This window comes from Mesorhizobium sp. C264A, assembly GCF_040324515.1.
In the GTDB taxonomy this organism is placed as follows: domain Bacteria; phylum Pseudomonadota; class Alphaproteobacteria; order Rhizobiales; family Rhizobiaceae; genus Mesorhizobium.
Genome location: NZ_JAMYVY010000001.1, coordinates 1726823 through 1749819, shown reverse-complemented (window position 1 = coordinate 1749819; position 22997 = coordinate 1726823). Strand labels below are relative to the sequence as shown.

31 protein-coding genes and 1 pseudogene are annotated in these 22997 nt (G+C 58.6%); 11 read left to right on the top strand and 21 right to left on the bottom strand.

Going from position 1 to position 22997, the window contains the following annotated elements; translation table 11 throughout:
* The first annotated feature begins 366 nt into the window (after positions 1 to 366).
* Positions 367 to 1245: a YihY/virulence factor BrkB family protein gene (locus NKL04_RS08590; RefSeq protein ID WP_352581561.1), complete on the top strand. Its 879-nt coding sequence runs from the start codon at positions 367 to 369 to the stop codon at positions 1243 to 1245.
* Between the two features lie 562 nt (positions 1246 to 1807).
* Complete coding sequence (locus tag NKL04_RS08585; RefSeq protein WP_023702887.1) at positions 1808 to 2092, top strand: hypothetical protein; 285 nt, start codon at positions 1808 to 1810, stop codon at positions 2090 to 2092.
* Between the two features lie 134 nt (positions 2093 to 2226).
* On the opposite strand, the gene NKL04_RS08580 is transcribed toward NKL04_RS08585, so the two are convergent.
* The 3 genes from NKL04_RS08580 to NKL04_RS08570 all read right to left on the bottom strand — a co-directional run bounded on the left by NKL04_RS08580 (position 2227) and on the right by NKL04_RS08570 (position 3068).
* Positions 2227 to 2454: a KTSC domain-containing protein gene (locus NKL04_RS08580; RefSeq protein ID WP_081731378.1), complete on the bottom strand. Its 228-nt coding sequence runs from the start codon at positions 2452 to 2454 to the stop codon at positions 2227 to 2229.
* 43 nt (positions 2455 to 2497) lie between these two features.
* Positions 2498 to 2692: a hypothetical protein gene (locus NKL04_RS08575; RefSeq protein ID WP_155921714.1), complete on the bottom strand. Its 195-nt coding sequence runs from the start codon at positions 2690 to 2692 to the stop codon at positions 2498 to 2500.
* Positions 2693 to 2879: 187 nt separating this feature from the next.
* Positions 2880 to 3068, bottom strand: a complete 189-nt coding sequence (locus NKL04_RS08570; protein WP_023691304.1) for a DUF3606 domain-containing protein — start codon at positions 3066 to 3068, stop codon at positions 2880 to 2882.
* Positions 3069 to 3193: 125 nt separating this feature from the next.
* Between NKL04_RS08570 and NKL04_RS08565 the strand changes: the two genes are divergently transcribed.
* The 3 genes from NKL04_RS08565 to NKL04_RS08555 all read left to right on the top strand — a co-directional run bounded on the left by NKL04_RS08565 (position 3194) and on the right by NKL04_RS08555 (position 5347).
* Entirely contained in the window at positions 3194 to 4060 is an 867-nt protein-coding gene (locus tag NKL04_RS08565) for an ATP-dependent DNA ligase (RefSeq protein WP_352723497.1), read from the top strand.
* 457 nt (positions 4061 to 4517) lie between these two features.
* The gene (locus NKL04_RS08560; RefSeq protein WP_023691303.1) at positions 4518 to 4823 is read left to right on the top strand and encodes a hypothetical protein; all 306 of its coding nucleotides are present in this window, start codon (positions 4518 to 4520) and stop codon (positions 4821 to 4823) included.
* A 155-nt stretch (positions 4824 to 4978) separates the two neighbouring features.
* Positions 4979 to 5347, top strand: coding sequence for a hypothetical protein (locus NKL04_RS08555; protein ID WP_156951542.1), 369 nt, complete (start codon positions 4979 to 4981; stop codon positions 5345 to 5347).
* A 121-nt stretch (positions 5348 to 5468) separates the two neighbouring features.
* Here the strand turns inward: NKL04_RS08555 and NKL04_RS08550 are convergent, their stop codons facing one another.
* From NKL04_RS08550 to NKL04_RS32060, 6 genes are all read right to left on the bottom strand, one after another.
* Complete coding sequence (locus tag NKL04_RS08550) at positions 5469 to 5696, bottom strand: KTSC domain-containing protein (protein ID WP_352581558.1); 228 nt, start codon at positions 5694 to 5696, stop codon at positions 5469 to 5471.
* A gap of 47 nt (positions 5697 to 5743) precedes the next feature.
* Complete coding sequence (locus NKL04_RS08545) at positions 5744 to 5938, bottom strand: hypothetical protein (protein WP_023691307.1); 195 nt, start codon at positions 5936 to 5938, stop codon at positions 5744 to 5746.
* A gap of 225 nt (positions 5939 to 6163) precedes the next feature.
* Positions 6164 to 6331, bottom strand: coding sequence for a Y4oE-related protein (locus tag NKL04_RS32065; RefSeq protein ID WP_502898777.1), 168 nt, complete (start codon positions 6329 to 6331; stop codon positions 6164 to 6166).
* A gap of 89 nt (positions 6332 to 6420) precedes the next feature.
* The gene (locus NKL04_RS08540) at positions 6421 to 6642 is read right to left on the bottom strand and encodes an XRE family transcriptional regulator (RefSeq protein WP_245271435.1); all 222 of its coding nucleotides are present in this window, start codon (positions 6640 to 6642) and stop codon (positions 6421 to 6423) included.
* 456 nt (positions 6643 to 7098) lie between these two features.
* Positions 7099 to 7302: a CsbD family protein gene (locus NKL04_RS08535; RefSeq protein WP_023673385.1), complete on the bottom strand. Its 204-nt coding sequence runs from the start codon at positions 7300 to 7302 to the stop codon at positions 7099 to 7101.
* 676 nt (positions 7303 to 7978) lie between these two features.
* Positions 7979 to 8074 (bottom strand): DUF6894 family protein, encoded by a 96-nt coding sequence (locus NKL04_RS32060; protein ID WP_023673382.1) that lies wholly within the window; start codon positions 8072 to 8074, stop codon positions 7979 to 7981.
* Positions 8075 to 8124: 50 nt separating this feature from the next.
* Between NKL04_RS32060 and NKL04_RS08530 the strand changes: the two genes are divergently transcribed.
* Both NKL04_RS08530 and NKL04_RS08525 read left to right on the top strand, forming a co-directional pair.
* Positions 8125 to 8268 carry a hypothetical protein gene (locus NKL04_RS08530; RefSeq protein ID WP_023694776.1) on the top strand — a complete coding sequence of 48 codons (144 nt, stop codon included), beginning with the start codon at positions 8125 to 8127 and terminating at the stop codon, positions 8266 to 8268.
* Positions 8269 to 8283: 15 nt separating this feature from the next.
* Positions 8284 to 8661 (top strand): hypothetical protein, encoded by a 378-nt coding sequence (locus tag NKL04_RS08525; protein ID WP_023694777.1) that lies wholly within the window; start codon positions 8284 to 8286, stop codon positions 8659 to 8661.
* Here the strand turns inward: NKL04_RS08525 and NKL04_RS08520 are convergent.
* Positions 8653 to 8817, bottom strand: a complete 165-nt coding sequence (locus NKL04_RS08520) for a hypothetical protein (RefSeq protein ID WP_023694778.1) — start codon at positions 8815 to 8817, stop codon at positions 8653 to 8655. The two genes, NKL04_RS08525 and NKL04_RS08520, sit on opposite strands and share 9 nt — an antisense overlap.
* A 714-nt stretch (positions 8818 to 9531) precedes the next feature.
* On the opposite strand from NKL04_RS08520, the pseudogene NKL04_RS08515 reads away from it, so the two are divergent.
* Positions 9532 to 9743 (top strand): annotated as a pseudogene (locus NKL04_RS08515) (transposase); the annotation flags it as partial.
* 485 nt (positions 9744 to 10228) lie between these two features.
* Here NKL04_RS08515 and NKL04_RS08510 read toward each other — a convergent pair.
* A protein-coding gene (locus tag NKL04_RS08510; RefSeq protein ID WP_156939184.1) for an IS630 family transposase occupies positions 10229 to 11174 on the bottom strand; the annotation gives its coding sequence in 2 pieces (ribosomal slippage) (positions 10229 to 10837 and positions 10839 to 11174; 945 coding nt in all).
* Between the two features lie 229 nt (positions 11175 to 11403).
* Between NKL04_RS08510 and NKL04_RS08505 the strand changes: the two genes are divergently transcribed.
* Positions 11404 to 11943 (top strand): hypothetical protein, encoded by a 540-nt coding sequence (locus NKL04_RS08505; protein WP_023694782.1) that lies wholly within the window; start codon positions 11404 to 11406, stop codon positions 11941 to 11943.
* A gap of 21 nt (positions 11944 to 11964) precedes the next feature.
* Here NKL04_RS08505 and NKL04_RS08500 read toward each other — a convergent pair whose 3' ends face one another.
* The 10 genes from NKL04_RS08500 to NKL04_RS08455 form a co-directional block, all read right to left on the bottom strand.
* Complete coding sequence (locus NKL04_RS08500) at positions 11965 to 12558, bottom strand: hypothetical protein (RefSeq protein WP_023694783.1); 594 nt, start codon at positions 12556 to 12558, stop codon at positions 11965 to 11967.
* Positions 12555 to 13154 carry a L,D-transpeptidase gene (locus tag NKL04_RS08495; RefSeq protein WP_023701639.1) on the bottom strand — a complete coding sequence of 200 codons (600 nt, stop codon included), beginning with the start codon at positions 13152 to 13154 and terminating at the stop codon, positions 12555 to 12557. The genes NKL04_RS08500 and NKL04_RS08495 overlap by 4 nt, the downstream gene beginning before the upstream one ends.
* Positions 13138 to 14301: a CpaE/TadZ family protein gene (locus tag NKL04_RS08490; RefSeq protein WP_023694785.1), complete on the bottom strand. Its 1164-nt coding sequence runs from the start codon at positions 14299 to 14301 to the stop codon at positions 13138 to 13140. The genes NKL04_RS08495 and NKL04_RS08490 overlap by 17 nt, the downstream gene beginning before the upstream one ends.
* The gene (locus NKL04_RS08485) at positions 14298 to 14933 is read right to left on the bottom strand and encodes a TadE/TadG family type IV pilus assembly protein (RefSeq protein WP_023694786.1); all 636 of its coding nucleotides are present in this window, start codon (positions 14931 to 14933) and stop codon (positions 14298 to 14300) included. The genes NKL04_RS08490 and NKL04_RS08485 overlap by 4 nt, the downstream gene beginning before the upstream one ends.
* Positions 14927 to 15424 carry a TadE/TadG family type IV pilus assembly protein gene (locus NKL04_RS08480; protein ID WP_023694787.1) on the bottom strand — a complete coding sequence of 166 codons (498 nt, stop codon included), beginning with the start codon at positions 15422 to 15424 and terminating at the stop codon, positions 14927 to 14929. The genes NKL04_RS08485 and NKL04_RS08480 overlap by 7 nt, the downstream gene beginning before the upstream one ends.
* Before the next feature lie 4 nt (positions 15425 to 15428).
* Positions 15429 to 16907 carry a TadE/TadG family type IV pilus assembly protein gene (locus NKL04_RS08475; RefSeq protein WP_023701637.1) on the bottom strand — a complete coding sequence of 493 codons (1479 nt, stop codon included), beginning with the start codon at positions 16905 to 16907 and terminating at the stop codon, positions 15429 to 15431.
* 70 nt (positions 16908 to 16977) lie between these two features.
* Positions 16978 to 17259, bottom strand: coding sequence for a hypothetical protein (locus NKL04_RS08470; RefSeq protein ID WP_023694789.1), 282 nt, complete (start codon positions 17257 to 17259; stop codon positions 16978 to 16980).
* Between the two features lie 4 nt (positions 17260 to 17263).
* Positions 17264 to 18709, bottom strand: a complete 1446-nt coding sequence (locus NKL04_RS08465) for a type II and III secretion system protein family protein (RefSeq protein WP_023701635.1) — start codon at positions 18707 to 18709, stop codon at positions 17264 to 17266.
* 49 nt (positions 18710 to 18758) lie between these two features.
* A complete protein-coding gene (gene cpaB, locus NKL04_RS08460; RefSeq protein ID WP_023694791.1) occupies positions 18759 to 19793 on the bottom strand; it encodes a Flp pilus assembly protein CpaB in 1035 nt (344 codons plus the stop codon).
* Positions 19794 to 19888: 95 nt separating this feature from the next.
* Positions 19889 to 20101, bottom strand: a complete 213-nt coding sequence (locus NKL04_RS08455; protein WP_023694792.1) for a Flp family type IVb pilin — start codon at positions 20099 to 20101, stop codon at positions 19889 to 19891.
* Between the two features lie 540 nt (positions 20102 to 20641).
* Between NKL04_RS08455 and NKL04_RS08450 the strand changes: the two genes are divergently transcribed.
* Both NKL04_RS08450 and NKL04_RS08445 read left to right on the top strand, forming a co-directional pair.
* Positions 20642 to 22024 (top strand): TadA family conjugal transfer-associated ATPase, encoded by a 1383-nt coding sequence (locus tag NKL04_RS08450; RefSeq protein ID WP_023694793.1) that lies wholly within the window; start codon positions 20642 to 20644, stop codon positions 22022 to 22024.
* On the top strand, positions 22024 to 22995 hold the full coding sequence (locus NKL04_RS08445; RefSeq protein ID WP_023694794.1) for a type II secretion system F family protein: 972 nt from the start codon (positions 22024 to 22026) through the stop codon (positions 22993 to 22995). Before NKL04_RS08450 ends, NKL04_RS08445 begins: the two co-directional genes overlap by 1 nt.
* Positions 22996 to 22997: the final 2 nt, after the last annotated feature.

The window sequence follows — 22997 nt, the reverse complement described above, 5'->3', positions numbered from 1 at the left end:
ACCGCACCGGCCCACGATATCGCGTCGGCGGCGCCGCACCTATTAGATCGCTTATGGCTGGCTGCTGCTCAACAGGGCGAACGTCTACGACGCTCCAACACCTCCTCCGTGCTGTTGTCCTTGTCGGTGCAAACGAGCCAGCCTCCGCTTCTATGGTTTCCGAACGAATTAAAATGATCTTGAGAAAACCATTATCAAATGCGCGTCCCGAAAGGGGGCGAAGGCGATGCCAGCGCATCGGAGCGGAAGTTCTATGCCGGCGACCCTCCGCGGAAGTCGGTGCGAAAACTCCTGCCACAGCCCGCAACCGGAACATCAGATGTGCTGGTGCATTGCTAGTGAACGCCAATTCGACTGGGGCGCAAAATGCATCGCGCGATCACAAATGCATGGGCAATGGTGCGAGAAGCCGTCGTTGGGTTCGTCAACGACAACGCTCTCAGCCATGGCGCAGCAATCGCTTTTTATGCCACAACATCGTTGGCGCCAATTCTGCTCATCGTGGTTGCAATTGCGGGTCTCGCATTCGGTCACGAGGCAGCGCAAGCGGCATTGTCCGCCCAAATCACAGGGATGATGGGTACAGAAAGCGCAAACATCCTTCAAACCGCACTGAAGAGCGCATCCGAAAAGCCATCCGGCGGCACCTGGGCGGCGGTGATCGGCATCATCACCTTGCTTGTGAGCGCTTCCGGGGTCTTCGGCGAAATACAGCAGTCCTTGAACATGATATGGAAGGTCGAAGCGCAGGGCAGTTCGTTGTCGCGCCTGGTGCGCGCACGTGCGGTAAGTCTGGGACTGGTCACCGCACTTGGCTTCATGTTGCTCGTCTCTCTAGTCGCGAGCGCGGCGATTTCGGCCCTAGGCAACCTCATCAAGGCACAGTTGCCGTTCGGGACACTTGTCCTGGGCGTTATCAACGCGGTCGTTTCTTTTGTCCTCCTCGCAGCTATTTTCGCTGCCATCTTCAAGATCTTGCCTGATCGAACCCTGGAATGGCGGGATGTCTGGATTGGCGCTGTTGTGACCGCTGCCCTGTTCACGCTCGGGAAATTGCTTATCGGTTGGTATATAGGCTCCAGCGCGGTCGCGGCCTCATATGGGGCCGCCGGTGGGCTGCTCGTCATCCTGTTGTGGGCTTACTACTCGGCGGAGATTTTTCTTTTTGGTGCGGAAATCACTCGCGCCTACTCCATTCGACACGGCAGCAGGTCCGATCAGGAAGCTGTGCTTCACAATGCTTGACCTGCAAGACATGCCACTATCGCCGGCTGATCCCCGGTCCTGATCGCGTACTCTGATCAGGTCTAGGCTCGCCGGGATCGAGGTGGTTGGGGTCTTCGCCCGGCGAGCTGTCCACCTGCACGGAAAGTACTGGCCGTGGGTTTGCCCATCAGCCGTGACTTATCCAATATCGGTGCGGTTAAGCCCCACAAGCACGCCCAACTGCTGGGGGGCTTTTTTGGGTCAGTCGGGAACATCCTCGCCCTGAGGCTGTTCAGTCACACCCGGCTCGTTCTTAAGCGGTCCTGCCGGTGACCAAGATGGCCCTCACTCATCATGGTCGGCCCGCGCTCGGAAGCAAGCGCGGGCCATCCCTGAACAAGTCCGGGGCAACCGGCCAGGCAATTGCAGCATCGATGGTGGCCGGCCGCCTTGACCGAACTTGCGGGCCAATTCCTCCTAGGTTGACGACGAAATATCGGTAGCAATTTCTACAATTTTCAATTTGGCTGGAAACCCTTTCTACCCGCAAGCGTTGAATTAGCACGGCTGCATTAAAGCAGTTGCATTCGGAGGAATTTTGATGAATTCGAAAATGCTCATTCTCGGCGCGACATTTGCCCTGATGACCGGATCGGCCTTTGCCGGCAGTTCCACTGGCACGTCTGCGCTCGACGATCCTGCAAGAATGTCTCCTTTCTTCACGGACAGCAGCATGAAGACCATGAAGTCTGAGGCCGAAGCGAAAACCGCTTGGTCGGCTATGTCTCAGGAGGATAAGGACGCGGTGATGAAGGACTGCGCTGACGCAGATATTGCGAAGGCCCATGAGAACTTCTGCAAAGCTGCGATGATGATGGGCAAATAGGCCCAGCACCTAGCTTAATATAATACGCGCCCGCTGGCCCCGGCCGGCGGGCGTTTTCATTTGCCCTCGGACCCTGGGCCAGTTCGCACAGTTGCTCCCCTGGGATGGCGCGGGCCACTCGATCTGAGACTCTGTCAATCGCCCGTCGGGCCTGATGCCCTCCATGGCGCAAGCCGGAATGCATAACGATTGCGGATGTGGCTGTTAAAATAGACTCCCTTGGCAAAGGCAGCTTTGAACGCAGCAACGGCCTCAGCAGGTACGTCCAAGAACTCGTAATGCTTCCCGCTCGCTACAAACCAAACCGACAGAACCCTAGTGTTGGGGTCATATTCGAACTTGCGTATCGAGGTCGACGGCATGGTATGCCATTCAAAAACTCAGCTAGCCGAGTTGGATCGCCAGCTACAGGCTGAAACTGTATTCGAATATGTGGCCGCGCTTTTCGTCGGCAACCCTGATCCAGATGGGCTCGCTGGTGCGCAGAGTGACTTCGCGCTCTGTCGCTTCCCGCGCCGCCCTGATCGGCGTTGTCGCATGGACGATGTGGGTAGCCGTCACGGTATCGCCGTCCATTTCCTCAACGTGGAATTTCGGCACTTTTGGTCCTAAGCGTCCAGTTCGAGCGGCTCGTGCTCCGGATCGGCATGATAAATGACCTGGCGAAAATCGCGCATATCAATCTGTTGCCCGCAAACCGGGCAGGGGAGGAAATGCGCGAGTTCGCTCGCGGGCGGGCCTTCATGTCGGTGCCCGATTAGTGGTCTGCCGAGATCAGATAGCCTGGTCATTGTTTCCGCAGCGCCTTGGCTACCCGCTCTAAAGTCTCGCGTTGGTTGCCGTGCTTCGCGATCAGCTCTTTGACCTGCTGGGTTGTGATGCCGGTCTTTGTTGCGAAATATTCAACTTCATAATCCTCATCGGCCGAGACACGGTCCCGATCACGAAAATCCCGCTTGCTCTTGTCGTCGGCCATATCGATTCCTCCTTCGCTCATCCCGCAACGCCGAGTTGACTTGTTTGTTGCACCCAAGAGGCTGATTTCCGGTTTCGGAACTATTTTAGCTTCATCTTATTGAATCGCCGGAGGGTGGTCAGTACATGCGTTTGAAGTTCATCGAGCCGTTGATGCCGACCCTTGTGGAGAAGCCTCCCGAGGGTGAAGGCTGGACCCACGAGGTCAAGTTCGACGGCTACCGATCGCAGATGATCATCGATGAAGACGGCACACGCATTTATACGCGCAACGGCCACGACTGGACTGCGAAATATCGCGACCTGGTGGGGGAGGCAAAGAGTCTTGGTGCCGAAAGCGCGATTGTCGACGGTGAGATCATCGTCTTGAACGAAGCTGGCCTTTCGGACTTCGGCGATCTGCGCAAAGCGATCACCCGCCGACAGCAAGACCTCTATTTCGTCGCCTTCGATCTATTGCACCTCAATGGGCACGATCTGCGCGACATGGCGCTTGAGGTGCGGCGCGAGATCCTGGCCAGCATGATCAAGCCCGGGCGGCGTATTCAGTTCAGCGAGCCTCTGCCCGGCGAAGCCAAGGCGATCCTCCACTTGCTCGACCAAGCCGGACTTGAAGGCATGGTGTCGAAGCGGAAGGACAGCAAATACCGCAGCGGTCCGTCAGCCAACTGGCTGAAGGCCAAGTGCTATGCGATCGACGAGTTCGATCTGCTCGGCGTCGAGCGTGAAGCGGGCAAGCCGGCTTTCGCTCTCATGGCCGAGCGGGGCACAGGGCGCTATGTCGGCAGCGCGTTCGTCACCTTGAACCGGGAAATGCGCGAGAGGCTATGGAAACGCGTCCAAGAGCACCCAGGCACGGCGCCCAAGGGCGTCATGAAGCGGCCTGCGACGCAATGGGTCAAGCCGGGGCTGATCGGCCGCGTAAAGCACCTGCGCGGCGAGGATGACCTGCGGCATGCATCGCTGCAGGACTTCCGCGAGGAGAACAAATAGCAGCTCCACAACTGGTCATCGCTTTTGCGAGAGGCGCGCATCCTAACGCCGCAAAGGCGGAGCTGAACGCGATACCGCAGGAACTCGCCTCACGCTTGTCAACGGTTAACACGGCTAAGAACGCCTAACACAATTCACTTCGTCACTGTCATTGCCAAGAATAGGTATGGAGTTTTTAGACATTTATTCATCTACTCGTGCTTTCTAGTGAGCTATGTCTTTGAGCACCTTCACCCGGATCTGGTTTGGAGGATGTCGTGGTCACGATCATAATTAATGCCGACAGCGGAGGTTTCCGCATGGCACATCTTACCGCCGATACGCCTATCTGATCGCGTTCCCGTTTTTCGATCAATACCCAATCAAGCACTCAACGACCACACCGTCGCGCTGGTTGCGAGCTAAAACACCGCCGGCCTTGGTTTGGAAAAGGGGCTGACATCCTTGGAGGCGCATTATGACAAAGATTTTTGAGATCCTGGTGGGAAGCATGGCCATTGGAGCCGTTCTCGCAAATCTTTCCATGCCGGCGAACGCCGCAGTTGGCGACGACGGAACCACTGCACCCATTGGCACGAGCGGTGCCACTGTCGGAACCGAGTCCCCCGACAATCCGACCAATACGGATCTGACTCGCATTGTCGACGCTATGTCGAGCGCCGAAATCACTCGGTTCAAGAAGCGCTGCATCGACGTGATCGAGAGCCGGGGCGTTTATGATCGTGACCTGCGCCAGCTCTGCCTGCTGATCTGGCGCCACTAACCAAACCGTTCGCAAGTGCCGGAGCTGTCGACATGACACTCTCCAGTTCCGACAGTGGAGGCCCGCCCACCGAAAGGTTGGCGGGCTTTTAGATAGCGGCCCCACCCTACGGTTGGGTAAGTGTTTCCGCCCGATTACCTGGCGTGCAGGCTTTCGTGACACAGTCGGCAATAGCCAAGAACGCTCAATCGGCGCTCGATGCCGCTAATCAGGCGGTTACCGACGCCAAAGCGGCGCTCGACGCGCTGAATGCGAAAGCGGCTGACCCGAATACCCCGCCCGAAGATGTCCCTACGCAGGCCGACCTCGATGCAGCACAGACAGCATTCGATGACGCCACTCAGGCCGCGGCCGATGCTCAGGCCGCCGCCGCTGACGCCGCCGCCAATGTCCCATCGATCGATGCAGCCCTTGCCCAAATGGCCAACAAGCCGGTTGACCCTGAGGTGACAGATTGGGCCAATGGCGTGCTTGCCGACAAGATCGACCAAGTAGCCGCCAAGCTGGCGCCGGCCACGCCTTGAGGGGTCTCATGCGGCGGCAGCAATCCAGTCGACGTCGCCGGGTCCGCCCGGCGGCTGCATCTGATCGGGTCCGCGCTTTCCTTTTTAGGTGGCGCGGGCCGCTTTGGATTAGAAAATTGTGTCAACCGCCCGACGAGCCTGCTGCCCTCCCTGGCGCGAGCCGGAATGCATGACGATTGCGGATGTGGCTGTTAAAATAGACGCCCTTGGCAAAGGCAGCTTTGAACGCAGCAACGGCCTCAGCAGGTACGTCCAAGAACTCGTAATGCTTCCCGCTCGCTACAAACCAAACCGAGAGAACCCTGGTGTTCGAGTCATAGTCGAACTTGCGTATCGAGGTTGAGGGCATGGTATGCCATCCAAAACTCAGCTGGCCGAGCCGAGTTGGATCGCCAACTACAGGCTGAAGCTGTACTCGAATATGTGGCCGCGCTTTTCGTCGGCAACCCTGATCCAGATGGGCTCGCTGGTGCGCAGCGTGACGTCGCGCTCGGTCGCTTCCCGAGCCGCCCTGATCGGCGTTGTCGCGTTGACGATGTGGGTGGCCGTCACGGTCTCGCCGGCGATTTCCTCGACATGGTATTTCGGCATTTCGCGCGCTCCCAAGCGTCCAATTCAAGCGGCTCGTGATCTGGTTGCTCGTGCCACATCACTTGACGGAAGTCGCGGCGGTCAACCTGCTGGTCGCATATCGGGCCATAGGTCGAAACGGGTCTTGTCCGTCTGCCGGCGAATGTGGTTTGCCGGGGATGCGTGGGCCAAGGTCTGCTATTCTGGTCATGCTCGAACGAACACGATTCCGCGGCAAAAGTTCCGTCAGTTTGGTCTTCTCAGTTGGTGAAAGACATCGCACCAAAAGCGGAAGTCATTTGGTCGGCCGTCGAAATGTGCCTCCAAAGCGCAGTGCGCCACGGCGGTCGGTGCTTCCATCCCATAGAGTTCGATCGCAGATTGCGGCCTGACCTTGGTCGACGAGATCGGCAATCTTCAAAGCCGTAAATCAGGCTCCGCATTGCGAGCCTTCCGGTATGAGTTCCGAGCCTAAGACGCTCCTGAGTAGGCTTTTCGCCTTATTATTTTCTCTGCCGCCGGCGCCACTGTCTATTGTCGGTGGCGAGGCCGCTATCACCTTCTGAGCGGGCTAGCGATGGAGTGCCTTCGACGGTGAAGACGATTCCGGCGTCTTCAAACGCCTTGCGGATCGCCGCGATGTTGTGGGGACGCGATTTCCTGAATCCGTTCTCAAGATCGCTGATGGCCATTTCGCTAAGATCTGCCTTTGCGGCAAGTCGCACACGCGACCAGTTCAGTAGGGCTCGTGCTGCTCTGGGTTGGTCTGCTGAGCACGGTACGGCTGCTCATAGACAGTCGAACATTCAATATCGCTAAAATGTTCCTCTTGACTTTCTACGATTTCCAACGGCCTGAGGTTGGCCTCTCGGATAACGCAGAGGGGTCGTCTAATACCTCTGCGGAACGTTGATCGTCACTCCGCAATATCTTCTTTTTCGGCTTCGTCCGCTGAACCAGATCTGGCCTTTTCGCTATCAGGTAGTCAGCCTTGTTCGTTCGATAGTCTTCTTTGTGGATGGACATTGCTACGACCTCCATTGCGAAGATCAACGCAACTGGAAGCCGACACGTTCCCAAAAATCGATTGTTCAAGGTCGAGCCGAACGTCGCACGGGAACACTAAAAGGGCGCGGTTTGTGGACTGCGCCTTTATTTTAGCTAGGTTCAACTGTCCTATCCTACGAGTCTTGTCGACCATACCAGTCGTCAACGTCTCGCCGCACGCGATCCTTCTCAATGCCGTAGCGTTCCTGGATCGTACCTTCGAGCTGATCGCGGTTGCCGGCTATGCGGTCAAGATCATCATCAGTGAGCTTGCCCCACTGCTCCTTGACCTTACCTTTGAATTGCTTCCAATTTCCTTCGACGCGGTTCCAGTCCATGATGGCGATCTCCTTTCGTTGTCCTTTCAAATAACGGTCGTAGTGGCCGTCAGGTTCCGCTGCAGGTAAGCGCGCTTGCTGGTGATCTAGCAATGGAACCGAATGCCCGTCGACCGCTTGTGTGCGCCGGCCTTTTCAGTTTTGGGAACACAGCCGGCCTTTTGCCGTTGGGTCGTGTGGAACAACTTCGCAAGGAAATGCACGTCTCGCCGATCCGGGCATCTGGGTCGCATTGGCGGCTGTGTTCATCCCTTATGGGGTCGGTGTCGCACTGCTTCTGAGGGTAGCCGGTTGATGAACCTGCCAGCGCTGCTCTGGCGTCAAGATGAGCGGATTCCCATAGAAGCCGCCTCAACCTGGCAGCGGGGGGTCTTCGCGTTCGGCCATCTGTTCCAAGAGCTTCCGTGACGCAGCCAGGACGCGGCGTGTCTCGTCTATGGTCGTAAGTAGGGAGTTGAGTTCGCCGACCGTCCGGCGTTGGTTCCGGCGAGCGCTTTCGAGGTATGAGTCGTCAGGCTTCCAACAGTCTGGCATCGGAATCTCCAGCCCGCGTCACCTCGCACGTGACTTTCACCTCAAACAGCGAAATGCTGGTGCCGTCATGAACTCGGAAGGCGACTTGGCGGAATGTGCCGCCCATTTGTTCTTTTGCGATTTCAAACAGCGCCCTTGCCGCCTAATCTTCAGCCGCGTCCAGACTTGCAAGCTCGGTGCCTTCGGTGTCCGGGTAAGGGGTTCCGTTGTCGGTTAGATCGAAGAAGAAGCGGGCCATGGAACCCTGACAGCGAAGCTTGGAAAAGGTTTCCTCGATCCCGAATCCGGGTGACGGCCACGGCGCACAAGGGCATTATGAAGCGGCCGGCGACGCAATGGGTCAAGCCGGGCCTCATTGGACGCGTGAAGCACCTGCGCGGCGAGGATGACCTGCGTCATGCATCGCTGCAGGATTTCCGCGAGGAAGATTGAAGGATATTCGGAGCCATGCCAGCAGCTGATCGCCTTACCGTCCGCTTCGCCTATCAACGAGGCTTTCAGGTCGTCGACGGCAGTGCAATTCTTCAGACGTTCGAGAAGCAGGATGAGGCGTTCAATTTCGTGCTCGGCCGGGGTGCTCGCGTGTGGCTGGCCTGGTCGCGGACCGTGATAGGAGGGCAGACGGCGCCCTTCGATTTCGCCGCAGCTTTCCAGCAGGAAAAGGTCGGCCGCATCCTGAAGATGATGCACGGCCCAGCCGCAGGCACTTGGTTCTGGACCTGCGATGACGGCGGCGCGTGCGGAACAGTCGAAACGAACGATGAGGCTGTTGTTGGAGTCGAGCGGGCATTCACGCAGCGCATCGCCGGGGCAGATCTACGCTAACCAGCCAGCACCCATTCCAAAGCCAACACCTAGGCCGATAGCGAGGCCCATGAACAGCTTGCCTGCCATATCGATGGCGAAGGCGCGGACAGGGCGCCACACGTCCTGGCGGGGCGCTCTGAGGGCGTTGGCGATGTCATCGAAGATCGCTTCCATCGGTCGAGTCCGGAACGCCGAACCTGTGAATCCCCTGTTTGTTCCGTCAAAGTCTAACGATCAGGGAAGCGCCATTGAAAGCACGTGCAGTAACGGTTGATTCAACCATTGCTGGTAAATTGTGGAATGTGGGTGGCGGCTCCGACAGTTCGGGGTGGAACTCAATGCCGAAGCCGCCTGCGCAGCCAAGGTTGGGATTTGACCGCGCCGTCCTATAATGGGACAGCGCGGTCAACGATTCGTTAAAACGCTCCGGAACTAATTAAGCACGCGCTAATTGACTCGCGGTCTCGGGAGTCAGTGCATGCGTGAAGTTCATTCCTCCGATGATGGAGCCGATTTTGGCGGGACAGGCCTCCCGAGGGCATTGGACAGCGTCACGTACCGACCGCCGTCTTCGTCTTCCCTCTTCCTAGAGATCCGCCATTCGTTGGGCGAGTGGGTCGTTCGCATCATAGGGAGGAACGGTGAAACGTATTCCCGAGCATTCGAATATGAAGCAGATGCCGTCGCTTTCGCTGGCGATCAGTCTTCTAGTCTAGGATTGGAAGCTCCCCCGAAGCGAGCAACTTGACGAAATCAGCGAGAGACGCGCTGAAGCAGAGCGACTATCTGTTTCGCGGTCTCGTCGGTCCCGATCACTGGCGACTGTCGTGCGTCATCTTTCTGTATGATCGATGACGCCTGTTCGGGGGTGGTATCATCCTCCAGGCCGAACTCTACTGCTGCGATCCGCGCAATCCCTGGCAACGCGGCAGCAACGAAAACACCAACGGCCTGCTCAGGCAGTATTTCCCCAGGGCAACCAACTTTCCCAAGCCTCGCAGGACCAGCTCGACGCCATCGCTCTGCGTCTCAATCAGCGCCCCCGAAAAACCCTGGACTTCGAAACGCCGGCCGATAGCCTACGGAACGTGTTGCGATGACCGGTTGAACCCACCGCTTCATATCGGCCGTTGAGGCAAACCTTGCCTTGGTCTGGAAGTGAACGGTTTTGGATAGGATCTATGGGTGAGATCTTGCCTCAGGAGGTGGAGCTAGGAGATGACGAAGGGTTGTCCTTAGGAAAGCTGAGGACGGGCAGGGCGCAGGCTCGAGAATCGTGATCGGGTTTACATCGGCGGGTCGCGACGTTGGAACCACTTCGCGGATTGAACGTTGCGAGCAGATGATCAGACGATTTGCCTACGCCCTTATCCTCGTCCAAGTATCTATGGCGACTGCGCTCGCCACGCAGGTATTCCTGTCGACCGCAGACGAAGCCGGTAACGCAGAACTCACGCTTGCGACGGCCCGAGGCGAAGATCAGCGATGCGCCAAGGCGATGTGGCCCAATATTCCGGAACGATGTCTGCAGCGAGCCGAGCCTAAGGTGGTTACGCTCGTCCTCAGCCAAAACAACTAGAGCCCTTCACGTTTTGACGGAAGCATATCCGGCGTTTTCGAAGTAGTTCCTGCATTCGGCTGCCTCGATGGTTTCGACGAGGTGGCCGATGTGACGCCATGTGTCCTCGACGGTGCGCTTTTGAGCCTGGCGCATCCAATGTTTGATCTTGGCAAAGGCCTGCTCAATTGGATTGAGATCGGGAGAGTAAGGTGGCAGGTACCAGAGCCTTGCGCCGGCAGCCTTGATCATCTGCCTGATGGCGGCCGACTTATGGCTTCCCAGGTTGTCCATGAGGACGATGTCGCCGGGCTTCAGCACGGTGATGAGCTGCTGCTCGACATAGGCCCGGAAGCATTGGCCGTTGATTGGCCCATCGAAGACGCAAGGCGCGAGCCGATCGCAGCGCAGCGCGCCAAGGAAGGTCAGTGTGCGCCAGTGGCCGTGCGGGGCCAAGCCGCGCAGCCGCTTGCCCTTCGGCCCCCAGCCTCGCAGCGGAGCCATGTTGGTCTTGATCCACGTCTCATCGATGAAGACCAGGCACTGCGGATCAAGGCCGGTCTGCCAAGATCGCCATCGCTGGCGCCTGCGGGCAATATCAGTGCGCGCCTGCTCAAGGGCGAACAGCGTTTTTTTTGAAGCTCAGCCCCTCGCGGCGCAGGAACAGCCACACTGCCCTGTGCGAGACCTTGACCCCGCGACCGGCCAACTCATCCTTCAGACCGTGCAGCGTCAGATGTGGCGTCCCACGTATACGCGCCTCGATGAAGGCACGGTGCGGCTCCAGCACCCTCTTGCGATGCCCACCCATCTTGCCCGGTGCCACCGGGCCGGTAGTCCCATGGCGCTGCAACAGCTTCACCGCGGCCGAAACCGAAATACCGAACCGTTTGGCGGCAGACCGGCGGCTTTCACCACTCAAAACCGCCGCCACAACCCGCTCGCGAAGATCATTGGAAAGGGGTCGAGTCATCAGATGCTGGCCTCCACTCCAGCCAGCATCTTGAATCACAAAATCGACAAAGCGGGGATCCCCTTCGATTCCATCAAGTCGTGAACCGCTCTAATGGCTGCGCCATACGCGAATGGCTCTTGCAGGCTGCCATGCCCGACTGGCCGCGCCACCACAGAATCACCACCGCTCCGTTAAGCCTCGCGTAATCTCTGCAATCTATCTTGAAGGCAAGATTGTTGAGGGTGACATGAAGCGCAAGTCGATAATGCTCTTTGCCTTCCCATCGCTGATCCTGCTGATCCTTGCAGGGGAGCGCATGGCGACATTCTTGCTGGGAGCATATCCGGCCAGCCCCACAATGTGGCGGGTTTGGCTTGAACTAAGGCCGCTGTCGACGATGTTTTGGCAACAGGTCGATGTCTGTCTGGGAGGGTCGATGGTCGTTGATGCCTCCATCCTGGCTGCCGCGTCGATCGTTTGCTGGACGGCGTGCCGCACAAGAAAGTCAGCTGCCTTCTTCTTTCTTGCCAATCACGTCGCCCTGCTTTTCGCCGGGTTGATGATCGCTGTCACCAGCCATTCCGAAACAGCGAGCACGATCGCCTCATTCACGGTACCCGGGGGGCTTCCCTTCTCGCTAATGGTCGATTTCACCTTGAAGAACAGCCTTGTGCTGGTCCTGGGTCTGACAGCATGCGCCTACTGTCATGTTGTCTTTCTCAGGGAAGCTCGAGAGCGATCCGGAGCGCTGGCCGCGAGGCTTGTTGCTCTGCAGCGAGATCTCTAAGGCAGCCCCATTTTTCCGGCGTTAGTTGATCTTCCGGTAGTAAACCTTGCCGTCGGCCTGCTCAATTCGCTGGTAGTTGGAGCTTGGGGCAGGCGCTGCAGCTGCAATCCGCCTTTTGGGCGGACGCGGTGTATCGACGACGCTGGGCTCGGTCGCGTCTTCACCATCGAGAACAGCAGGCGCCTCCGCCATGCTGCTGGTCGTGTCGACGGAAGGTTCCGCTGCGCTCGACGTGATTTCGTCGTGGACAATAGGCTGGTTTTGTTCCAGCCGGGCTATGCTCCGGTTGATTTCACCAAAGCTGCTCTGCAGCTGACTGTCCAGTTTTTCAAATCGGCTCTGAAAACCGTTGTTGACCGTATCCAACTGGCTGCCGATTCGTTGTTCGAACGTCCCGAGTTGTTCCAGGCGCCCTTCCAGAAAGCGCATATCGCTGATGCCGCGGTAGAGATAAACCGCGGCTATCATATTCACCAAAGTGAGCAGGGACGTGCCGATGATGACCGCGCCGATAATGCTTTTGTCGCGCGGTTTCCCAACGACAGCCTGCTCTCCAATGCGGGCTGCTGTCCCAATCTCGATTGCCGGCATATCCGGTTCGCTGATCATCGTCATTGAACCACCACCTTTGCGCCGATCGCGACGCGCCTGAAGAGATCGATCACATCGGTGTTGGTAAGGCGAAAACACCCCGATGTTCCATCGAAGCCAACACCCTTGGGATCGTTGGTTCCGTGTATCCGATAGAGCGTGTCACGCCCGTCCCGAGAGAGATAGAGCGCCCTGGCGCCGAGTGGGTTGTAGGGACCTGCAGGCACCATTTGCGGCAGGTTCGGCTGGCGGGCGCGCATTTCGCGGGGTGGCCGCCATTCCGGCCATTCGGTCTTCGCCCCCACCTTGACGACCCCGGTCCAGCCAAAGCCGTCCCGTCCGACGCTGATCTGATAGCGAAGCGCCTGGCCTTGTCGGATCACCAGATAAAGCGCTTTCTCGCCCTTGCGGATAACGATTGTTCCGGGCTGTTCTGTCGTCTCGAAGGCAACAGTCTTGCGCAGGCTGGGTCCCATTGCCGGCAGCGGCGGCCGATCCGAAAGTGCCGATCGTGCGCTGGCGAAATCCTGGACCAGCATCATCAGCGCAATGCTCATGACGCACGCCAATCCCGGGCCAATCCGATACCTACTTGGCCGCCCCCTATTTGGCAGCGTCATCGAGCCGCTCTTTGAACATCCGCTTGAGGTCCTTGTTGAAGCGCGCACGCCCATCCACCTCGGCAGGCAGGATAGCACGGTTCAAGGCATCGGACAGAAGCGCATTGTCCAGCGTGACCGACTTGATGTGGGGCGCCTTGAAGATCTTTTCGAGTTCGCTGCGCGAAAAGTGGTTGCCGAACCATTTGCGCTTGTGCTTGTTGGCGACCAGCGTGATGCTGACAGCATTGCCACGCAACTCACGGATCTTCTTGTAGAGCCGTTTGCCTTGCCGCAGCGAGGCGACGTTGAGTTCGAAGACGATGAATATCTCATCGCTCGTCGACAGCACGGAATTGTGCCAAGGCGTCTCGATGTTCGGCAGGTCGATGACGATGTCGTCGAACCGGTAGGCGACGAGGTCCAGCAGCCGGAAGACAAAATCACTGCCCTGCGGTTCGAAAGGCAATTGCGGCCTCTCGAAGGAATAGAGCGTCAGCCCAGACGGGCGCGAGAGCTTGATGACATCCATCAGCTCGACGTCGAGCCTCTCCGGCTGGCCGATGATCCCGCCAAGATCGAACTGGTTGAACTGGTTCAGATAGGCGCCGCAATTGGCGCTCTGGAAATCGAGGTCGACCAGGCAGGTGGAAGCCCCGCGTTCCTTCGATTTCGACGCCAGGAATTCGGCCGCCGACAATGCAAGCGTGGTCGCGCCGGCGCCGCCGCTGGCGCTGATGAAGGTGACGATACGGCTTTTCGTCCCTTGGTTGCCGGTGTCGTGGAAAGTCACTGCGTTGAGCAGTTCCTTGCCGTCGAGCGGCTTGTGCAGCCAGTCCGAAGCGTTCATGCGCACCAGCACGCGCGTCTGCTCCGACGACAGCTCGTCGGAGACCGCGATCAGCGGCACGGTCGCCCAAAGGGCGCGTGCTTCGACGATGCCCGGCCTGCCGAGCATTTCGCCATTGCCGAGGTCGAGAATGACGATGCCTGGGCGCGTATCCGCGGGAGGACCCCTGAGGAAATCGCTCGTCTCGGAAACCCTGACGTCGTAGATCGCCAGCGCGTCGAGCCGCGTCGCCACATCGCGCTTGAAATTCGGATCCGACGAGAACAGCGCCACCTGCTTTCGCTTGGTCGGTGTGACCTTGGTGTTGATGGCATTCATGGATAGCTGCTCTTCATGTCTTCGCCCGTGACCGTGCTCAGCATGGAGGGCATGGTGAGGTTTCCGAATCCGAGTAGTCCGCCCAGGAAGAAGAACTGGAATTGATGATTTACAATGCTGACCGTAATGGTCGGCACCGGTCCGTTCGGACGCGTCCAATATCCGAGGCCTGAGGCCTGGTATTGTATCCTCACCTCGGATTTTGGAAGCATCGGCAAGAACGTGTGCATTCCAGACCGGCTGCCGCTGCCAGTGTAAATGAAGTCAAAGGCAGCCTGACTTGCCGTGAGGTCCTGGCATGTAGCGCCCGTTCCGCAGGTGCAGGAGGCAACTCCCGCGGCACTAGCCGTGCAGATGTAATTATACGTGTTGGCGGGGACCGCTTTGCCGACGTCCAGCGAGTCGCTTGGCGTTTTTGCCTCGAGTGAAAGCCCGCTGGCGACCGGACCGGAAATTTGCGCCAGCCGTGCTCCGGCCTGCACTGCCTTGTTCGCGGCGTTCCATTGGTAGAAGGCATAGCCGAAGTCGACGAAGCCGAGCAGCAGCGTCAGCAGCAGCGGCATGGCGATGGCCATCTCGACCATCGTCGCGCCGGACTCGCTTGCCCAGAATTTGCGCCGCAGCATCACCATCCTAGAACACGCTCCTGATGGAATACCGATAGGCTGATCTGGCCGAAACCGAGATAAGACCAGAACCCTACACCCGCATACGGATATGATGTGCTGACCTGCACCACATCGACGTTGGCGGTGCTGCTGAGGTAGAGCTCAGTGCCGGTGCCGGAATCAATCGCTGGAGTAGATAATGACTTGCTTATGGTGACTTCGCCTGTGGTCCATCCCGTCACCCTTGCGCTGCCGCCAGATATGGCTCCATTCACTGCAAGGTTTTTTGCATACCCCGAACAAGTATCCCAGTCGCTGCTGCAGCGCGCCATATAGCGGGCCGCATCCTTTACGCCGGCGTCAAGGAGCATGCGTGTGTTCAGCATGTTGGAGAATTCGAACACGCCAGCGGCCAACAGCAACACAAATGGTGTGACCATCGCCACCTCCACCAGGGCGACGCCATCCTCGTCGCCCTTGAAATGTCGAATGATTTTCCTGAGCGCGACCAGCATGGTTCTACCGGTAAAGCTGCGCTTCGTTGCGCTGAAGTTTCTTCAGCGTGCCTTGGCCGACGGTAGTGCTGATATCCTGGATCTCGCCGTAGATGTCGGCGTTAGGCGGACCACCGGCCGGTTCGGTGATGAACACGCTGGAGAAGGCCTGCACTGGCAGCGTTTGATTGCCGCCCTTGACCTGGTTGGCCACGCAGTCGATGATTGCAACATAGATTAGCCGACGGTCGGCGGTTTGCGTGGTTGTGTTGCACTGCGGCGGTGTCTTCTCCTGGCCGCTCTTCAAAGTTGGATTGTCGATCTCATACTTATATACGCAGTACCGGCTGGGGCTGGCGCCGCATGCAGCCAACACGCTGGATGTGCTGGCATTGCCGTGGTTGACCGGCCAGTAGCTGTTTGCGGAAGTGTTGAAATCCCAGGAACCGTCACCGAGCACGCCCGCTTGTGTACAGCTCCCAGAGGTGAAGCAATTGTCCTTGGGGAGCTTTTTATAATTGCTTTCCTGTCCGCTGTTGGGGGCCTCATAGGTGCAATTGTTGCCAGTTTTCTTCGTTACCATACCCTTGCGAACATTCGGTGAGGGCGGCGCGCTTGAGGGGACCAGCTTGCCACTGTTGCCATTGGGATAAATGTCGAAACGCGTGTTGATTCCGTCGTTTACCGGAGTAACGTTGCCTGGGCGGGTCTTGACCCCGTTCTGATCGTAGCAGGCGGGCGGGCTGGTCACCGCGAACATTTCCGTCAGTGCTTGCGCCGACTTGTCCCCCTCAGGCGAAGACAGAAACCCGTAATTGCCAGGCCCATATTGAGCGTTATTGCCGCCGGTCTGCTCCTTGAGCCATATCATCGGCTTCTTTGTTCCAGACAGCGCCGTCTGCAGGGCGCCAAGCGACGCATAAGGATTGCAGATGAACATCGGCGTGAACTGACACAATGCGTTGGTGAACCCGGCAACCGCCTGCGGTTGTAAGTCCATCCTGTTGTTGCTGCCGACGACGCTGGCTGGGAAGATGGTTTCGAAAGCGCCCGCGCCGTCCGCCAGACCGGAGGCGTTGATCGTCACCTCGGCAAATCTCACAGCCTTGGGGTCCGTGCTGGCCCAGGTCACCCCGTTGGAGTCGACGCCGTCGGCGGTTAGCGTTGTGCTGTCACTGGCGGGAATCCCGGTCAAATACTTTACCGTGACGTCAGACAGAGCAAGCGTGTGGTCGCCTGCGGTCGAAAACTTCGTTGTGTTGGCGAGAAGATTGGCTACCGCCCGGTTGGCCCGGGTGATCGCATCCGAATTGCCGTCGAGTTCCGCCGCTGCTGCAAGCGCAAGCGCGTCCACACCTTTTTGAAGATCATTGTGCAGCCCAGTGGCGCGGCTCATGTCGATAGCCAGCAATGCGAGCCCAACCAGCACAGGCAGCATGATTGCGACAAGGATCATCGCTATGCCGCGTTGATCATTCCAGAACGCCCTAATGGTCCCCAACATGACCTTACTCTCTGCTTCCTTTGCACCGGGCCCCTCGCTCGCCCGGCGCAATGCAACCGCATCCTTCTGTTCAATTCGCTCCGTTGGTCACACCCGACCCGCCGACATTGACCGTTATCGCAGGCGGTGGCGGTGGTGGCGGTGGAAATTTGTAGCCCTGTGCAACAGCGGCTGCCCGGGCGCCGTCGCCTTCGATATGTGTGTTCTTCGCGTTCGGATTGAACGGATCCACCGTCTGCGCCAGCGAATTGAATTTTTGCGTGTCGCCGGCGGCGAGCGTCACCGTGTCGTAGTGGTTCAGATAGTCCGCGGCGCAGCCCGATAGGGCGCCGGCGCACAGAAAGAGGATCAAGGCGCTATTTCTTGACATAGAGCATCTTGTCCTTCGATTTGAAGTCCAGCATGTGGCCATAGGGGCCGGTGACGCCGTCGCCCGTTTCATATTTTCGGATCATGTCCTTGTTCACCTCGAGCTGACCAAGGATGAAGAACTCCGGGTCATTGGCCGGCCGTGTCTTGTCGAACGGGGTCGCCAGCTGCTCGCCAGGCTTCACCGGCCGGACGATGTGCGGCGTGACGATAACCACCAGTTCGGTCTCTTCCTTCTGGTTGCTCGAATTGCGGAACAGCGCACCGATGACCGGCACCTGGCCCAGCCACGGCACCTGGTTCTGCAACTTGGTGGTCTTGCTGGACAGGAGCCCGCCGACCGCGAAGCTCTGGCCGTCGCGGAGTTCGACGACGGTTTCTAGCTTGCGGTTGGTGAAGATCGGGTCGCCGGCGGTGGTGAAACCGGTGAGGTCACTCACTTCCGGCGCCAGCTTCATATGGATCTTGCCGTCGTCGAGTACGACCGGCGTGAACAGCAGATTGACGCCAAATTGCTTATACGTGATGGTTATCTGGCCATCATTGCCCACGACACGGATAGGCACTTCGCCGCCGGCGTTGAAGCTGGCTGGCTCACCCGACAGAGTGGTGAGATTTGGTTCTGCCAGCGTGCGCACGACGCCCTTGGCCTCAAGCGCTTCAATGATCAGGTCGACCTTGATGTTGCTGTCAATGACACGGGTAATCAGTGCCGCGAAGGGATTGCTGGTCGACAGTAGGCCACTGAGCAGATCGCCCGGGCCAAGCACTACGTTATCTTTGTCGGCGGCGGCAATGCCTGTCCCTGTACGGGTTGTGCCACTGCCATTCGTGCTCCTGATTGAAACGCCGAGATCGCGGCCGGCGTTGCGCTTGGCCTCAAGCACGCGCACCTCGAGATTGACCTGCTGGCTGTCGTCGACGATGACGGAATTTATGATGGCGTCGGGGCCATACTGCTGTACCACTTCCAGGATCGACGCCAGCGTGGCGCCGTCCTTGACGTGACCGCCAAGCCTCACCTTGCCGTTGATCGAACCGATTTCGATGCGCGCCCTGGGCGCCACCTGGCGGATCGCCTGCGCCATGTCGCTGACGTCGACGCCGACTTCGATCTGGATGACGCCGAGCGAGCGCTTTTCCGGAGAGAAGAGATTGACTGTGGTGGTGCCGGCGCTCTTGCCGATGACATAAAGCGTTCGGTCGGTCATGGGCTGGGCATCGGCGATCTTCTCGTCGCCGACAACGATATCGCCGAGATTGGCGCTCACCTGTAGCGTCACAGACTGTGACGTCGGCAGGAAGATGCGATGGACGCTCGGGTTCGATACGTCGATGAAACGGTCGGCTGCCTCAGTCCCGAGGCTAGACGTCAGCAGCGCAGCCAAACAGGACAGTGCGGCCGCCGCTACCCTCATCCAAAACCCCTGCATCCCCATCTCCCAAACTGCTGCCGCCGGCTGCCCCGCTTCGCCGCATCCCTTATGGTTGTCGCGGCACGTCATAGGATTCAAGCTTCACGCCGCGAAAGACGCCCACTGTAACATTCTTCGGCGGTTCCGGCTCCAAATACTTGATAACTTCCTTGACGACTTCTTTTGATGCGGGTGCCGTCACCACGGCCGGCACCGGCTTGACCTTGCTCAACTCGTCGAGCTGGCTTCCCACCCTGTCCACGGCCTTTTCCAATCCGGCGATCTTGTCAGCTGCGCGCTGGCGTTCGGCTGCGGCTGCGTCGGCTGCGGCCTGCTTGTCCAGTTCGGCCTGCCTCTTTGCGACATCGTCCGGCGTCTCGCCATTCAGGTCGGAAAGCGTGACTCGTTCGGTTGTCTCGCCCTTATTGGCGGCAGCCTGGCGCAGTGCAAGAGACAACTGCCCCGCACCGGCGGCCAGCGTCAGTTTCTGCGCGTCCTTTGTGGTGGCTTCAAGCGTCACCGACTTCACAACCGTCGGGTTGTCCTTGCTCACGTCAGCGACCTGGTCGACGGCGAGCACTTTCATGCTCTGCAGCAGAACGTCGACAAAACTCTTGTCCGCACCGTCATCGCCGCGCACCGAGCGCGTCAGCAGCACATCAACCCGGTCGCCCGGGAAGACGAAGCCGGCAACGCCAAGCACGTCGTTGACGCGGATGGATACGGCCTTCATGCCTTCACCCAGCACCGCCGAAAGTGTGGCGCGCTGGCCTGGACCGGTGATCTTGCTGCCGAGGATCGGCTCATTGGTGCTGATCGCTTGCAGCGCCTGCCTTGCGCCACTGCCGGCCAAGGCTTCCTTGGTGGTCTTGAACGCTCCAGCCGGGACTGCGCCCGCGGGCCAAGCGATCTCATGCAACTTGTCGGCGCTCAATGTGTCGCCGAACTTCAGCGGCAGTGCCGCGACAACGATCGTATTGCCTTTGCCGTTTGATTGAGCCAAAGCACTACGCTGGCCAGCGAGCCAGATGTTGATCAGCACGACCGCCAGCACCCCGAAGACGCCGGCGAGAACTATCATGATAAGTGTGTTGGCGCGCATAACCCAAGCCCCCAGCCAATAGAGCGGGAATTCGCCCGCCACGACTGAATTCAGGCCCGGGTCTGGACAACCCGGGCCTGATGCCGATCAATCGATCAAGAACCGGCACCGCTGGCGCAAGATCCGGTACCGGAGGCGTCCATGGCGCTGCAAAGGCCGGTGAAGCGGCCCGTAACCCACCCGCCGATGCCGATGATGAAGCCGATAGAGGCCACTGCGATAATGCCAATCAGAATAGAATATTCGACCATAGCAGCGCCGTTTTCGTCGTCGCGGAACTGCCGGGTCATTGTCATGAGCTTTTTCATGTCAATTTCTCCCTCTGGAGGTTTCAACCCGACGAGACAGAGCCAAGGATGAACTCCATACCCAAGCATCCCCCGTCACCTCAATCCTAGGTCCCGAGAAATTGGAGAGTCAAACGGGATTAACGGTCCTTTAACCTTCTAATACATCAATTTGCAAATTCGGCGTGACCTCAATTTCTAGCAAGAGCTTGATTCGTCTAATTTTTCAAGCGTTCTTAACCATTCGTTCACAATTGCCCCTCTGAGCTAATCAAGGCATACGTACTTTAGCCAGATGGCATATTCCTTTATATCTAAGGCGTTGTAGCATTTGTGAAGAGGATGCCCCGTGTCAGGTCACCCAAGGGGCGCCGGTAACGTGAAAGCTTAGTGCGTCACTCGTGTTTGGCAGCGCGAGTGCCGGAAATAAATCGATATTTTTCTGCCGGACTCCTTAACTATGTTGAAAGTATTGGCCTCACGTGAGGTGCCCTGACGCTTGTGCGCCGCTTGGTTAACGTTTAGTTTCGGCTCATATGGGCTCTAGGGGTATAAGGCATTATGCTGGGGCGGTTTATCAAGGGACCGAGTGAGCCGAAGGCGCTGCAGCAGCTAGCGCCGGTGCCAGCAAGCGTGTCGGCACCAGCCCCGTCGGCTGAAGTCGAACCGCATGGCGACGATTTTCTGACGCTCAAGGTCGAGCTGCATCGACATCTGATTGACAGGTTCAATCTTTCCGCTCTTGAAACAGCCTCCAAGGACCAGATCCTCAACGAGATTCGCCCGATCGTTCGCGAGTTCGTTCGCACTCGTGCCGTGCCGCTAAACGCCCGCGAGCTCGACCAGCTAACCAGCGACACCGCTGATGAGATGCTAGGCCTCGGGCCGATCGAACCACTGCTCAAGGACGATTCCGTCAGCGATATCCTTATCAACACGCACGACCGTGTGTTCATCGAGCGGCGCGGCGTGATCGAAGAGACGGCAATCCGTTTCCGCGACGAGGCGCATCTGTTGCGTGTGATCAACAAGATCGTCTCGGCTATAGGCCGGCGCGTCGACGAATCGGCGCCGATGGTCGACGCTCGCCTGGCAGACGGCTCGCGCGTCAACATCGCGGTGCGGCCGATTTCTGTAGATGGTCCGCTGGTGTCGATCCGCAAATTCTCCAAGAATCCCTATTCGCTTGAGCGCCTGATGGCGTTCAATTCGATACGCCCGCCAATGATCGAGCTGCTGCGGATCGCCGTCCAGGCCCGCAAGTCAATCCTGGTCTCGGGCGGCACCGGCAGCGGCAAGACGACCTTGCTCAACGCGCTCTCAAGCTACATCCCGGCCAGAGAGCGCCTGATCACCATCGAGGACGCGGCGGAACTGCAACTGCAGCAGCCGCATGTCGGCCGTCTGGAGACGCGGCCACCGAATGTCGAGGGCAGAGGCGAGGTTCGTCAACGCGAACTGCTGAAGAACGCGCTTCGCATGCGGCCGGACCGCATCATCGTCGGCGAGGTTCGCGGCGAGGAGGCCTTTGACATGCTGCAGGCCATGAACACCGGCCATGAGGGGTCGATGACCACTATCCATGCCAACACGCCTCGCGACGCTATTTCTCGTCTGGAGCAGATGGTCGGCATGGCCGGCATGCCGATGACGCACGAATCCATCCGGGCACAAATCGCTTCGGCCATCGACATCATCGTGCAGACGCAGCGGCTCGCCGATGGCGGCAGGCGCGTAACGTCGATTTCCGAGATTACCGGGATGGAAGGCAATGTCGTCCAACTGCAGGAAATCTATCACTTCGTGAGGCGCGATGTAGCTGCGGATGGAATGATCATAGGGGATTTTCGCGCCACCGGTGTCCGCCCGCGCTTCGCGCCAGAGGCCGCAACGCTGGGGCTCCATTTCGGCAAGGATGCCTTCAACCCGCAGGTCGCCCTCTGATGCTTAGTGGACAGGCGCTGCTTTATTTTATCTACATGCTTGCGGCAGCCTCGGTGATCCTTGCCGGCGAAGCCCTTTACCTTTCTCTGGCCGGTCGCCGCTCCCGACTCGTGGCGGTGAACCACCGGCTCCGTCGTCTCGCTGATGAAGCGCCCGCGGAAAAAACCTTGCAAGGGTTGCTGCGAGAACGCGGCCTGACTGATTCAGGAGATTTCATCTTCGGCTTTGTCTCGCTGAACAGGCTTTATACCCAGTCCGGCATTACCGGAAACCCGATGACCTTTGCAGCCTCGTTTTTTCTGGCCGGCCTGGCGCTGGCTTTGCTCCTCTGGCTTTTCCTTCACGTATCGGCGTCGGCGGCCTTCATCATCTTTCTCGTGGTGGGCTTTGCCTTGCCTGTTCTTGTTTTGCGCCGGGCACGTAACAGACGGATCAAGAAGTTCGCCAAGCAATTGCCCGATGCACTGGACATGATCGTTCGTTCATTGCGCGCAGGGCATCCTGCCTCAGTTGCGATAGGCCTCGTCGCCCGCGAGATACCTGATCCGCTTGGCACGGAATTCGGCATCGTCGCCGACGAGATTACTTTCGGACTCAGCATGGAGCAGGCCGTGCGAAAGTTAACGCAACGGGTCGGCTTCGAGGGACTCAATCTGCTATCGGTGTCGCTTTCTATTCAGGCGAGGACCGGCGGGAATCTTACCGAAATCCTGGCAAATCTCTCGACCGTGCTGCGGGAACGCCAGAAACTGCGGTTGAAGATCAGGGCCTTGTCAGCCGAAGGCCGGGCCTCGGCCTGGATCATTTCCTTGTTTCCGCTCGTCATGTTTGGGGCGCTCTGGCTGATCGCGCCCGGCTACTACGGCAAAGTCTGGAGCAGTCCTCTCATTACGCCTGCATTCGTCATCTGTGGAAGCTGGGCCCTGTTGGGAGACTTTATCATGTACCGAATGGTCAATTTCGATTTCTGACA